Below are 13824 nucleotides of genomic sequence, written 5' to 3'. Positions count from 1 at the left end.
ATCTGTCCTCCCTACATTTCCACATATATTGCATCAAAGTTACAGTTGTCCTTACAGCTGCCGCACTTGATGCATACATCATTATTAATATGATAAGGTGATTTAATCTTGCCGGAAATTGCCCCGGCAGGACAGTTCTTGGCACATTTTCCGCAGCCGATACAGAATTCCGGATTAATGTGGAACTGACGGAGTGCTGTGCAGACCTTTGCCCGGCACTTCTTGTCCCGGATATGCTCTTCGTATTCCTCGCGAAAACGCTTCATGGTACTGAGGACAGGAAGAGGTGCACTCTTTCCAAGTCCGCAAAGAGCCATGCTCTGAACCATTTTGGCAAGCTCTTCCAGCTCGTCAAGATCAGACATCTCCCCATTGCCTGCTACAATCTTCTCCAGAATCTCCAGCATACGCTTGGTACCCTCACGGCATGGAACGCATTTTCCACAGCTCTCCCGCTGGGTAAAGCTCATGAAGAAACGGGCAACTTCTACCATACAGGTATTCTCATCCATGACAACAAGACCGCCTGATCCCATAATAGCATCAAGCTTCTTTACAGAATCAAAATCAAGAGGAGCATCCAGCTGGTCTTCTACAAGACATCCGCCAGATGGTCCGCCAATCTGAACGCCTTTAAATGCAGCACCGCTCTTCAGACCGCCGCCAATATCATAAATAATCTCACGAAGTGTTGTTCCCATTGGAACTTCAATAAGACCTGTATTCTCAATTGCTCCGGTCAGTGAGAAGGTCTTGGTTCCCGGGCTTCCCTCTGTTCCGATGGTGTGGAACCAGTCAGCACCCTGTATGATAATCTTCGGAACATTTGCGTAAGTCTCAACGTTATTTAATACAGTCGGCTTGCCCCACAGACCTTTCTCAACAGTACGAGGTGGTTTTACACGAGGCATACCTCTGTTTCCCTCAATGGAAGAGGTAAGGGCAGAACCTTCACCACATACGAAAGCTCCTGCACCACGATTAATATGCAGATGGAAATTCACACCGCTGCCAAGGATATGATCTCCAAGGAGACCATATTTCTCAGCCTGGGAAATAGCAAGACGAAGTCTGGCTACGGAAAGAGGATACTCTGCACGAACATATATGTATCCGTTCTCAGCGCCAACTGCGTAAGCGGCAATGATCATGCCCTCGATCATCTTATACGGATCGCCTTCCATAACGGAACCATCCATAAATGCTCCCGGGTCACCCTCATCACCGTTACATACTACATATCGAGTTTTCTCAGCCTGTCTGGCTACCTGAGACCACTTCTTGCCTGCCGGGAAGCCGGCACCTCCGCGTCCGCGAAGACCAGATCTGGTAACTTCATCAATTACATCCTGGGGAGTCATCTCTGTAACTGCCTTGGCAAGAGCAGAAAAACCGCCTGCTGCAATATATTCGTCAATGGATTCCGCGTCAATCTTACCACAGTTTTCAAGAACGATCCTAGTCTGACGGTTAAGGAACGGGATATCCTCAGGCTTCGGACAGACTTCATCTCCATGGCGGTAAAACAGACGATCTACAGGATGTCCAAGGCGTACAGTTCGCTCCACGATCTCCAGACAGTCCTCTTCCTGAACATGTACATACTGATATCCGTATGGTTCAATCCTTACAAGCGGTCCCAGCTCGCAAAGACCCTGACAGCCAGTCTTGATAACGCCTACGTGAGGGATATCTTTCTGCATTTCAATCTCTACACCATCGATACCTTCACAGAGTCTTACCATCTCATCATAGATCTTCTGAGCACCGGAAGCCATACATCCGGTACCGGAACAGACAAGAACACGGCATGTGAAGCTCTGGATATTCTGTTCGATCTCAGCTTTTTTGCTTTGCAGCTCTTCTTTACTGTTAATCCTCATCCGTTCTCACCTCTCAATCTGTTAATAAGCTCTACTACCTTCTCCGGTGTCATCTTGGCATGCACTTCTTCATTCACCATACAGGTGGGAGCAAGCCCGCAGGCACCAAGACAGGATACGGTCTCCACAGTGAACATCATGTCATCTGTGGTATGCTTCTTATTGCTTAATCCCAGTTCTTTCATGAATGCTTCTTTAACCGGGATTGACTTTCTTACATGACAGGCTGTGCCATCGCATACCTTGATAATGTATTTTCCTTTAGGTTCAAAAGAAAAGTTCTCATAAAAGGTTGCAACACTGAAGGCCTTCGCTTCAGTAACGCCGATCTGTCCGGCTACGTAGGTCAGAAGTTCTGCAGGCAGGTACCGATATTCCGCCTGGATATCCTGCATGATGGGGATTAATGAGGCAGCACACCGCTCATAATGCTCAATAATCTCATCTGCTTTCTTGTAATATGACTGATCTACCATTTTGTTAACCTCCTTACTTGCCAGATGCCTCCAGGTCTTTTGTCCCCGTCCTCCAAAGCTTCCGGCTTTGCGTATTTTTTAACAGACATGACTATTTTTGTAATGAAATTATATATTTTTTTGTTCATTTTGGCAAGCAAATATGAATAAGTTTATTTATTAACAATATTTTTGCACAATTTTGCATTTGGAATTATATTGAAATATACAAAAAGCCGGATTGCTTAAGTTGTACAAATGATACAACAGCAAATCCGACTTTTCTAAATCGTGTTTTCTTTTATTTTTCAAAATCATCCACCGATTTGAGCCATGATGTGGGATTCTTCGTTTCCCTTCTTATGTTCCTGAAAATTGTGGCCTACAGGCTTTTCATAAATGACTTTTTCTATCGTTTCTTTAAGCATCCCATCAGAACAACCACTTCGAAGCAAAACCTTCAGATCTGCTCCGTCCTCAAATTGCAGGCAGCCTTTCAGAAATCCGGTAGAAGTAAGCCTTACACGGTTGCAGTTGTCACAGAATTTGTGGGACAGGGCACTGATAAATCCGATCCTGCCTGTAAACTTCTCCAGGGTATAATAATGACAGGGACCATTTCCAAGCTTTTCTTCCGTCGGTGTCATTGACCCATATTCCTTTTCCAGAACAGACTTTATCTGTTCCTCTCCCCTGGCTGCAAACTCCTTGCCCAGACCGATTGGCATCATTTCAATAAAACGCACATGAAGAGGATTCTCCCTTGCAAGAGCTGCCACCTGTAAAAGTTCCTCGTCCGACTGAAAAGTGGGGACACAGTTCAGTTTCACTTTCAGGGAAGGGTAAGAAAGTGCTGCCCTAAGTCCCTTTAAAACCTGGTGAAAATCGTCCCTGCGGGTGATTTTGCGAAATGTGGTTTCTTCTAAAGTATCCAGACTGATGTTTACGGCATCCAGACCGGCCTCCATCAGGCCCGGAAGCTGTTCTCCCAAAAGGATTCCGTTGGTGGTCAGTGTAACCTGGCAGATCCCGGGAATGGCTTTCAGCTCTTTTACTAATGGGGTGCAGATTCTGCGGACAAGAGGCTCTCCTCCTGTCAGTTTGATTCTGGAAATCCCAAGTTCACTGGCCGCCTTACAGATTCTCACGATTTCATCTGTATCAAGAAGTTCTGTCCTTGGAATCTGACGGATTCCCTCTTCCGGCATACAGTAGATACAGCGGAGATTGCACCTGTCTGTCAAAGATATCCGCAGATAATCAATATTTCTTCCGTATCTGTCAAGCATAAACCATTTCATCTCCTTCAGAGATCACACCGCCTTTGATTACTTTGGCAAAAACACCTTCGCGGGGCATAATGCAATCTCCCATGATCTTGAAAATCTCGCAACCGTTGTGACACTGCTTTCCAATCTGCGTAATTTCCAGAATCACATCGTTGCATTTCAGACGGGTTCCTACTGGAAGGGTCTTAAAGTCAAATCCCTGTACGATCAGATTTTCCCCGAAAGCACCATCCTTTACCGGTGCGCCTTTTGCCTTAAATTCTTCTATTTTTTCATAAGACAGAAGGCTGACCTGACGATGCCAGTTTCCTGCGTGGGCGTCATTCTCCAGTCCATAATTTTCAATCAGTTTTACAGTGTGCACATTGACCTTCTGAGTTCCTCTTTTAACACTGATGTTCACTGCCATCACTTTTCCCATAGTGAGTTACCTCCATATATCTGTACCCTCTATAGTACAATATCTTACTGAGAAAAGCAAATTTTTTGTAATAGCAAAACAAACTTTTGCCGCAATAAGGATTTCAACAAAATTTTCTGCAACAAAAAAACTCTCCAGTTTTTACTCTGAAGAGTTTTTCTTCCGCTTGTACACATGATGTACTTCAAGTACATCGTTCTATTAGTTCAAAGTCAATTAACTATTAAGCGTTCACTTTGCGCATAGCAGCCTCTACAACATGTCCAACCAGGACAGATGTTGTAACGCTTCCAACTCCGCCTGGAACTGGTGTAATAGCATCTACGATCGGCTCTACTGCTGCGTAGTCAACGTCTCCGCAGAGCTTGCCTTCTGCATTTACGTTGATTCCTACATCAATAACTACCTGTCCTGCTTTTACATAATCAGCGCCAACAACGCCAGCACGGCCTGCTGCTACGATGATAATATCCGCTTCGCGTGCCACAGACGGCATATCCACTGTTCTTGTGTGGCAGATGGTTACAGTTGCGTTTTTCTTAACAAGCATCATAGCTGCCGGTTTACCTACAACAAGGCTTCTTCCGATTACTACTGCCTTCTTACCTGTGCAGTCGATTCCGTAATGATCAAGGATTTCCATACATGCCTGTGGTGTACATGGTGGGAAACCGATCTTCTTGCCTGTAAAAACACCAGACATGGAAAGGTCTGTCATACAGTCAACGTCTTTCTCAGGAGCAAGTGCATTCTCGATGACAGCCTGATCCAGATGTTTCGGAAGCGGACGGAACAGAAGTACACCATGGATATGATCGTCTTTGTTTACCTTATCAATAACTGTAAGAAGTTCTTCCTGAGCAACATCCTCCGGAAGAAGAATTTTCTCACATGCAACGCCTAATGTCTCACAACGCTTTGTTGCACCCTTCTCATAGGAAATATCACTTGGATTCTCTCCTACACGGATAATGCAAAGTGTGGGGTTAACGCCTTTTTCCTGAAGAGCTGCCACATTTCCTTTGATACGCTCGTTTAATGCAGCAGTTACTTCTTTACCTAATAACTGTTTTGCCATTTTTTAGTAATCTCCTTATATTATGATAAATCCAGTCATGCTCATACCAGTTTCATGGTAATACAGCATTTTGAGACTGCAAAAAAGACTTGCAGGATTTTGCTCCTGCCAGTTCTTTTCTTTTTTTATCTTTATTTCAGTCTGCCAAGTACGCTGTCAAATGTCTCGTCTGCAAGCTTGCAGTATTTTTCAAGCATTGCATCAGCCTTTGCATTTAATTCTTCTGCATACTCTCTGTCTGCCATGGACTTTGTGTTGATATAAACGTTCAGGCTTGCACCTTTTAATGCAGCTTTGCAGAAGGTTGCAGCTACACCAGCGTCACTGATGGCAAGCTTGGAGCCTTTTGCAGCAAATTCCTTGATCAGGTCAAGTGCCTCACAGCATTTCTCCATGATTTCCATAGGAACAGAGCAGGCATCTTTTAATACGATTGCCATAACTCTTGCTTTTTCAGCTTTCTCTTCTTCTGTTTCTTTCGGCATTCCATATGCTTTGGAAAGCGGCTCGAATACTTCGGCGTCACGCTCGATCAGACGAAGGAAATCTTTCTGAAGCTGGTCGCATTTACCTTTCAGCTCCCACATTTCTTCCTCAACATCAGCATATTTCTTCTTACCAACAGTAAGGCTTCCTACCATGTTTCCAAGTGCAGTTCCCACAGCACCTACCAGTGCAGATGCTCCGCCGCCGCCTGGAACCGGGGCTTTAGAAGCAAGAACTTCTACAAATTCTGTACATGTACTTGTTGAAAATCCCATTTCGTTGTCTCCTTATTGTTCTTAGTCATCATGTAAGCCATGACCTTTTTATAACGCCAGGCGGACAGGTATATCCGCCTGATGTTTCTTTTTTCTTTGATTAGAACAGACCTGTGATCTTACCAGTCTCGTCAACGTCGATTCTCTCAGCTGCCGGAACTTTCGGAAGACCTGGCATGGTCATGATCTCACCAGTCAGTGCAACAACAAATCCAGCACCTGCGGAAACCTTCAGGTTACGAACTGTGATCTCGAAATCTGTCGGTGCACCGAGTTTTGTCTGGTCATCTGTTAAGCTGTACTGAGTCTTTGCAACACAGATCGGGCAGTTGCCAAAGCCAAGAGCTTCTAACTGTTTTGCCTGTTTCTGAGCGTTTGCTGTGAGAACAACTTTCTTTCCGCCGTATACTTTCTGAACGATCTGGTTCAGCTTATCCTCTATAGAACCGTCAAGCTCATAGGAATAAGAGAAGTCATTTGGCTCTTCGCAGAGACGGATTACTTCCTCAGCAAGCTTCAGGCCGCCTTCACCGCCTTTTGCCCATACTTCGGAAAGTGCAACGTTAACACCAAGCTCTTTACATTTTGCTTCAACAAGGTCAAGCTCTGCCTTGGTATCGGTCGGGAATGCGTTGATTGCAACAACACATGGAAGTTTGTAAACATTTTTGATCGTGTTTACATGTCTTAAAAGGTTCGGGATACCTTTCTCAAGAGCCTCAAGGTTCTCATTGTTAAGGTCTGCTTTTGCAACACCGCCGTTGTATTTAAGGGCACGTACAGTAGCAACGATCACAACTGCATTTGGATGAAGACCTGCCATACGGCATTTGATGTCAAGGAATTTCTCTGCACCAAGGTCAGCACCGAATCCAGCCTCTGTGATGGCATAATCAGCCAGCTTCATAGCCATCTTAGTAGCTGTTACAGAGTTACATCCATGAGCGATGTTTGCAAATGGTCCACCGTGAACGATTGCAGGTACATGCTCCAGAGTCTGAACCAGGTTAGGCTTCAGGGCATCCTTCAAAAGTGCTGTCATAGCACCCTCAGCATGAAGATCACCAGCTGTTACAGGTTTCTGCTCTGATGGTTTTCCATATGTATAACCAACGATCATTCTTGCCAGTCTGTTCTTCAGGTCTGTGATGTCGCTTGCAAGACAGAGAACTGCCATGATCTCGGAAGCAACTGTGATGTCATAACCGTCTTCACGAGGCATACCGTTTGTTCTTCCTCCAAGACCATCGATCACGTTACGAAGCTGACGGTCGTTCATGTCCACGCATCTCTTCCATGTGATCTTACGTGGGTCAATGTTCAGTGCATTGCCCTGGAAAATGTGGTTGTCGATCATTGCTGCAAGAAGGTTGTTTGCAGCTCCGATTGCATGGAAGTCACCTGTGAAATGAAGGTTGATATCCTCCATTGGAACAACCTGTGCGTATCCGCCGCCTGCAGCGCCGCCCTTAACACCGAATACCGGTCCAAGAGATGGCTCACGAAGTGCAACCATTGCGCTCTTTCCAAGTCTCTGCATTCCATCAGCAAGTCCTACAGTTGTAGTTGTTTTTCCCTCACCAGCCGGGGTCGGGTTGATTGCTGTTACAAGGATCAGTTTTCCGTCTTTCTTGTCGCTCTCTTTTAAGAGATTGTAGTCGATTTTTGCCTTATACTTTCCATACTGCTCCAGGTATTTGTCATCAATACCAGCTTTCTCTGCAATCTGGGTAATCGGCAGCATTTCGCATTCCTGTGCGATTTCAATGTCACTCTTGTATCCCATTGTAACTTACCTCCTTTTTACGTCACCGCTGTTACAGCATGACGCCTCCGCTTAATTTGGATTTATCAAAACGGATCCTGGTGCAGGCTCAAACACCCGCACTCCAGTCCGCTTTAATCAAAAAATATACAGCTCATGCATTTAGAAAACTTTAAATCTCGGTTAACTTTCACGCAGAATCTGTTTTACAATAACTTTACTGCTCTTTCGCTGCTTTCAGAAAAGCCTTCAAAGAGCCAATGATCACATCTCCCATAACCGCCATATCTTCCGCAGCAAAGGATACCGGGAAATTGTCGGAAAACAGGATCTGGGAAGACGGCGGGAACTCATCGTCCCCCTCCCACAGGATCATCTGGATCTGATATCCCGGATAAATGGAAAGCTCATAAGCCACATCTCCGAATTTCACCGGATTGCATTTCATATGATCCATTACAAGCCGGAAATCGTCCAGCCTGTTTCCATAGGTAAATGCAAGCCTTTTGATACAGCGTCCGTCAAACTGTCGTAGGTATACTTCTCCCCATGGCATTTCCCGGTAAGTTTTAAACCTGCCAGTCCCCACAGAGGCGGAACCATTTAACAGAAAACGAATGGTAAGAATCTTTGCGTAGATCATATCCTCCAGAGGATAACATTTCTTCTCATCTGCCACATGTTTTACCTGGAAATCCGGATATGTGATCTTATATTCGGAGCCCAGGAAAGTCAGAGTAAATTCCTTAGCCTCTTCATCATATGGAATAGAAAGTCTGGATGTGATCTCCTTGGGATCAGCTTTTGCATACAGCTCAAGATAGTGCTCCCATGGCATTCTCTCTTTGCTGTCTTTATCATAATTTAAGTCATCAATTGTAAATGGCATTTTATTAATTACTTCCTGTTCTGTAAATCATTCATTACATCAGGGAACATTCCGGTATCTGTATGGGGAATAAAGCATGCTCCTACAAATTCGTCCATATAAGTTGGCACTGTGGAAAGCTCCATGTATGTCATATTTGCAGCAAGCTCATAGGTCTTCTTCTCGGCCTCTGTAGAAAGAAGCATCAGATAGGAACCAGTCAGGGAAGAGTTGCCGATATAATGGAATTTCTCCAGAGGAATATCCGGGAACATTCCGATATTTACAGCATTTCTCATATTGATTCCACTTCCGATACCACCGGCAACGTATACGTCATCGATCATGCTCACGTCAAAATCAAGACTGTTTATCATAGTTCTGATGGCTGAGAAAATAGCACCTTTGGCACGGATAAAGTTGTCAATATCAACCTCTGTGATCTCAATATCCTTCACAGAGCCTGCATCCTTTTCAAATGCGATCACATAGCTTCCCATTCCGTATTTATCGTGACGGATTCTCTCTCCCTCACGGACAAATTTGCCCTTAGGGTTGATGATTCCGCACATAAAAAGCTCGCTGATCACATCAATGATTCCGGAACCACAAAGTCCAACTGGCTTGGTTCCCGGTTCTCCAACTACTTTATAAGTTGGTTCCATAGTTTCCTTATCAATGGTGCAAGCTTCAATAGCTCCATCAGTTGCACGCATACCACAGCTGATATCACCACCCTCGAAAGCTGGACCAGCGGAACATGCACAGCTCATCATAAAATCAGAGTTGCCAAATACCAGCTCACCGTTAGTTCCAAGGTCGATAAATAAAGAAAACTCTGGTCTGTTCCAGATCATGCTTACTAAAGTTCCGGCAGTGATATCACCGCCTACATAGCTTCCGATATTTGGCGCAATGATAATGTGCGCATCTTTATTAATAGCAATTCCCACATCAGAAGCAAAAAGGGAATTGGTCTTAAAGAATGCAGGAATATACGGTTCCATACGGACCGGATCCGCATTGATTCCGGCAAACAGATGATTCATTGTTGTATTTGCTCCCACAGACATTCTGTAAATATGACTGGCTGGAATGCCTGCACTTTTACACATCTGTGCGATCATTGGATTGATTGTCTCTTTAATTACTGCATCCTGTAGTTTCTTCTTACCACCTGGCTTCTGCTGCTCGATGATACGATTGATAACATCTGCACCAAAACGGATCTGTCCGTTTCCAGAGGAAGCCTTGGCAAGAATCTCTCCAGTCTCCATGTTAAGCAGAACTGCGGAAACAGTTGTGGTACCAATATCCACTGCAAGTCCGCCCACTACCACCTCTTCATCTTTTCCGAAAATATCGTATACAAAAAGATCATTAGGAGCAGTACGAACTACACATTTTACTTTGAAATGATTTTCCCGGAGGACATCCGGCAATTTTCTTAATACAGCGTAAGGGATCCTTACCTGTTTCAGATTCATGTATTTCTTTAAAGCTCTTGTAAGGCGCTCATTATCCGGCATGGTGTCATCAAGACTTGGCTCATTCATATCAAGTTCAATTACATCCAGACTGTTTCTGAGCTCAATACCGGTCATTTCTACGTCTCTTTTGGAATTCTCGAAAATGGCAATTTCCTCTTTGGAGCTGAGATCTGCAACCTTCATTCTGCTCTTGTAAGCAGACGCAATATCAGGTACCAGTACGGTCACATCTGCACAGATCTTGCTGGTGCAGGCAAGACGCCATCCCTCCTGATATTCTTCCTCACTGATATGTAAGGTTTTCTTGCTGTCCAGTTCTCCTTTTTTTAACTGTACCCGGCACTTTCCGCAGGAAGCATTTCCGGAGCACGGCGCGTCGATGGCCACATTGGCCTCTCTGGCTAATTCAAGTAAATTGTCCCCCGCATTGGCAAAATGTTCTACCACACTGCCATCTTCAAAAGAAAATGTAACCTTAAACATCCGGCACTCACCTTTCTCATATGGTCATATATCTGCCAAAACAGACATCATTATTATTCTTATCCGTTAGAAAAAGGGACTGAGGCCAAAGCCCCAGCCCCTTTTGTATCTTACGTCCCTATTTAGAAACGAATTACAAATAATTACAGTTCAAGATAGGAATCAGCATACAGGGTGTTGCCCTTGAATACATCGCAGGATTTGATTGTTTCCATAAGACGAAGGTCGTTAGGGTTAACAATTGCGGATGTAAGGCCCTGCATCATAGCCATAGCAACTAATGCGGAATCCATGATTGGACGGATGTTCTTCGGCATACCGTTACTGTTGTTGGACAGACCACCTGTAGAGTTCAGTCCCATATCGGAGAACATTTTAATAGCCTCAAGTACTTCCATCTGTTTGTCCTGCATTCCTTTAACAACCAGGAACAGCGGGTCAAACCACAGATCACTTGCGTCCATACCATGCTCCATACCTCTTTCAAGAAGCATCTGGCAGTACATCATACGCTCGTCGTTGTCTTTTGCAATACCTTCACCGTTGCAAAGAGCGATAACGATTGCATCGTTAGCTGCTGCAAGGTCGATGTTCTCAATTCTTCCAGCTGCATCAGCAGAGTTTACGATTGGTTTTCCTTTGGAACGGTTGTATACGGAAATACCAGCCTCAATTGCTTTTTTGTTGGATGTATCCAGAGACAGCGGAACGTTGTCGAAGTTCTCCTGAAGAAGCTTAACAGCCCATTTCATCAGGTCTTCTCCATCGTTCTCAGCTGGTCCGATGTTTACATCAAGATAAACAGCACCAGCATCAAGCTGCTGTTTTGCTCTCTTTAAGATCGGCTCAGGATCTCTCTCTGTAAATGCTTTGTTTACAGAAGGTGCTGTTGTTGAAAGTCTCTCTCCAATTGTAACAAATTTTGCCATGTCAAATGTTCTCCTTTACATTTATAGTGGTGCCGCCCATAAGCGGCATACCCTTTTAGGGTCTTAAAGGCTTAAATCAGCCTTCAAGATCCTTTAAGAACTTCACAAGCTGTACAGCTTCTCTTGGTCCAACGATGATTTCCCATCCTGGAAGTTTTGCTTCCAGATCACCCTTCAGGACTGCAACCTTACCTGGGATTACCAGACGTCTGCTCTTAACATTTGGCTCTACTTTCTCTTTGAAGAATGTAGAAATACTGTTTCCGGAGAATTTTCCTGCTGCCCAGGATGTCAGTACGGATAAACCGCCGGCATCGTTGATAACAAGATTAAGCGGAACACCGGAACGCTCCAGCTCTCCAGATACAAGGAAATATGTAAGAGCGAAGTCAACAGTTGTAACAACAAGAGAATTCTCATCTCCACCGTTCATCGGGTAGATACCTGGCTCTACACGCATTGGCTTCTGCGGGTCAGTAAATACGTTCTGACGCAGACCATATAACGGAAGTGCCTCTGCATATGTCATACGCTCCATAACAACGATGGAACCGTATTTCATTGTAAACATAGCTGCCAGACCTGCCTGAAGGTGATAGTCACCACCAGCGATCTTTGCAAGGTTTACGATGGATGGATAACCGAATGTTCTGTCCTGATCCTTCAGAGCTGCACGACGTACCTGTACGGCATTGCCGAAGGTCTCTTTGATGTCAGCGCCTGTTACATCAAGTACCAGATTCTTGTTTCCAAGTTTCTCGATTGCTGCTGTAGTATCATATAACTCGTTAAGATCTTTGCCAGATACACCAAGAACAACACCAGCTGCTGTTGCAACTGCGTTCATAGCCTCATAGTTAGAAGCATTTGCTCCGTTTAATACCGGCTTGCTGTCTTTGCAAACCTCAAGGGCTGCTTTTGCGATCTCCGGATCAGAACATCCAAGGATCAGGGTACGTCCAAGAGCTGCTGCTTTCTGTACAAGTGCTACATATTTGTCAGCTGTTGCTTCTGCATCGCAGTTTACGTAAACGATCTCTGCGTACATTCTCTCACCGATACGGTCATAATCAACCTTCGGGATCTCAGCCAGTTTTGCATCTACAGTAGCGTCATCCATGCATGTGCAAAGCTCTACTGCATATCTTGTCTTGTTTACAAAGGTCTTCTCATGTCTGAAAAGAACGGTCTCACCACCAAGGGTAAGCTCCTCATCGCCAGTACCAATCTTGATCGTCTTCATTGGCGGAGCAGTTGCCTCGGAAAGAGATGCTAATGCTTCCTCAGACATATGTGGACACTGCTCAATCTTTAAAGCGCCCTGTGCAACTTTCATGGAGAAAGCCATACATGTCGGGCATCCACATTCCTTACAGTTTTTCTTTGGTGTTAATTTAAAAATCTGAATACCATTCAGTGCCATATCAATTTTTCCCTCCTAAAAATATTACACAAGTGCTTTGATCATCTTAGCGATGGTCTTTACAGACTCTGGATGTCTTAAGATAACTGCGTCAGATCCTGCTGCCAGGTCTGCTGCTGCTGTCATAACTTCCATGTCGATACCACGCTCATCCTCTGAGCCCCATTCTGGCATATCTTCCTCAGTTGCAACTGATTCCTTTACGCCCCATGTCTCAGAAGAAACTGGTGTAATAATAGGCATCTGCAGCATGTTATCATTCTGGGATAATGCTGCACCTTTGATACGGTCCATAGTGGAAACAACATACTCGTAACCATAACCAACGGTAGCTGTTCCTACGTTCATAACGATCTTCTTCGCATCAACACCTAACTGTGTTGTTACTACGTTCAACTGTTTTGCAAGGTTGATATCATCAGCGGACTCAGCGCCTACGATCTGGTTGTAAGCAAGTCCTGCTGCAGCACCGATTGCCTTGTAGTTTTCTTCCTTCTCAGACATCACGATCACGTTTCTGCCCTGAAGTGCCTCTGCAACCTTCGGAAGAAGTTCCGCATCCTTCTCCACATTTTTGCAGCCTTCAACTACTAATGGACAGTCGATTGCATCTGCAACCTCTTTTACGATTGCAATAAGTTCTTCTGTAGATTTGTTTACTCCGTTTGGATCTCCGCCTTCCAGGTTGAGTACAACGAAATCTCCACCTTCCATAGCTGCTGCTTTCTGAGCGATCTCAGCCATGGTGGTGCATCCTTCATAATATGCTTTGATTCCAGGTGCAAAGTCATCAAGTCCCATATCCGTGATCTCTACACCGATTTTCGGGCTGTTCTCGGTTGGTGCGTCAAATGTATAGAAAGGAAATGTAGAATTTCCTCCAATAGTAACCGCTTTATCGCCAGTTCCAACCGTAACAGTGTTGATCTTTGCGTTGAACTTCTGTGGTTTCTGATTAAATGGCATTTCTTAAAGCCTC

The 13824-nt window shown here is 44.7% G+C and carries 12 protein-coding genes; all 12 read right to left on the bottom strand.

The annotated features are described in order from the left end of the window. Positions 1 to 11: 11 nt before the first annotated feature. The 12 genes from I4V84_RS05040 to acsD all read right to left on the bottom strand — a co-directional run bounded on the left by I4V84_RS05040 (position 12) and on the right by acsD (position 13811). The gene (locus I4V84_RS05040; RefSeq protein WP_195991360.1) at positions 12 to 1883 is read right to left on the bottom strand and encodes an NADH-quinone oxidoreductase subunit NuoF; all 1872 of its coding nucleotides are present in this window, start codon (positions 1881 to 1883) and stop codon (positions 12 to 14) included. Beyond that, a complete protein-coding gene (locus I4V84_RS05035) occupies positions 1880 to 2359 on the bottom strand; it encodes an NAD(P)H-dependent oxidoreductase subunit E (RefSeq protein ID WP_148462597.1) in 480 nt (159 codons plus the stop codon). Before I4V84_RS05035 ends, I4V84_RS05040 begins: the two co-directional genes overlap by 4 nt. 293 nt (positions 2360 to 2652) lie before the next feature. Further along, positions 2653 to 3627 (bottom strand): GTP 3',8-cyclase MoaA, encoded by a 975-nt coding sequence (gene moaA / locus I4V84_RS05030; protein ID WP_195991359.1) that lies wholly within the window; start codon positions 3625 to 3627, stop codon positions 2653 to 2655. Then, entirely contained in the window at positions 3620 to 4048 is a 429-nt protein-coding gene (locus tag I4V84_RS05025; protein ID WP_173718662.1) for an MOSC domain-containing protein, read from the bottom strand. Before I4V84_RS05025 ends, moaA begins: the two co-directional genes overlap by 8 nt. A gap of 223 nt (positions 4049 to 4271) precedes the next feature. Continuing rightward, positions 4272 to 5126 (bottom strand): tetrahydrofolate dehydrogenase/cyclohydrolase catalytic domain-containing protein, encoded by an 855-nt coding sequence (locus I4V84_RS05020; protein ID WP_173715528.1) that lies wholly within the window; start codon positions 5124 to 5126, stop codon positions 4272 to 4274. A 131-nt stretch (positions 5127 to 5257) separates the two neighbouring features. After that, positions 5258 to 5887, bottom strand: a complete 630-nt coding sequence (locus I4V84_RS05015; RefSeq protein ID WP_118578433.1) for a cyclodeaminase/cyclohydrolase family protein — start codon at positions 5885 to 5887, stop codon at positions 5258 to 5260. Between the two features lie 100 nt (positions 5888 to 5987). Further along, positions 5988 to 7673 carry a formate--tetrahydrofolate ligase gene (locus tag I4V84_RS05010; protein ID WP_195991358.1) on the bottom strand — a complete coding sequence of 562 codons (1686 nt, stop codon included), beginning with the start codon at positions 7671 to 7673 and terminating at the stop codon, positions 5988 to 5990. 196 nt (positions 7674 to 7869) lie between these two features. Beyond that, positions 7870 to 8541, bottom strand: a complete 672-nt coding sequence (locus I4V84_RS05005) for a DUF3786 domain-containing protein (protein WP_195991357.1) — start codon at positions 8539 to 8541, stop codon at positions 7870 to 7872. Positions 8542 to 8549: 8 nt separating this feature from the next. After that, positions 8550 to 10493 carry a corrinoid activation/regeneration protein AcsV gene (acsV, locus tag I4V84_RS05000; protein WP_195991356.1) on the bottom strand — a complete coding sequence of 648 codons (1944 nt, stop codon included), beginning with the start codon at positions 10491 to 10493 and terminating at the stop codon, positions 8550 to 8552. Positions 10494 to 10636: 143 nt separating this feature from the next. Next, positions 10637 to 11422, bottom strand: a complete 786-nt coding sequence (acsE, locus tag I4V84_RS04995; protein WP_118578436.1) for a carbon monoxide dehydrogenase/acetyl-CoA synthase methytransferase subunit — start codon at positions 11420 to 11422, stop codon at positions 10637 to 10639. 76 nt (positions 11423 to 11498) lie between these two features. Continuing rightward, positions 11499 to 12845, bottom strand: a complete 1347-nt coding sequence (acsC, locus tag I4V84_RS04990) for an acetyl-CoA decarbonylase/synthase complex subunit gamma (protein WP_118578437.1) — start codon at positions 12843 to 12845, stop codon at positions 11499 to 11501. Positions 12846 to 12869: 24 nt separating this feature from the next. After that, positions 12870 to 13811, bottom strand: coding sequence for an acetyl-CoA decarbonylase/synthase complex subunit delta (acsD, locus tag I4V84_RS04985; RefSeq protein WP_118578438.1), 942 nt, complete (start codon positions 13809 to 13811; stop codon positions 12870 to 12872). Positions 13812 to 13824: the final 13 nt, after the last annotated feature.

It is taken from the genome of Ruminococcus sp. 1001713B170207_170306_F1 (genome assembly GCF_015668065.1).
GTDB lineage: Bacteria > Bacillota > Clostridia > Lachnospirales > Lachnospiraceae > Blautia_A > Blautia_A faecis.
This window is presented reverse-complemented; position numbering and strand designations above follow the sequence as displayed.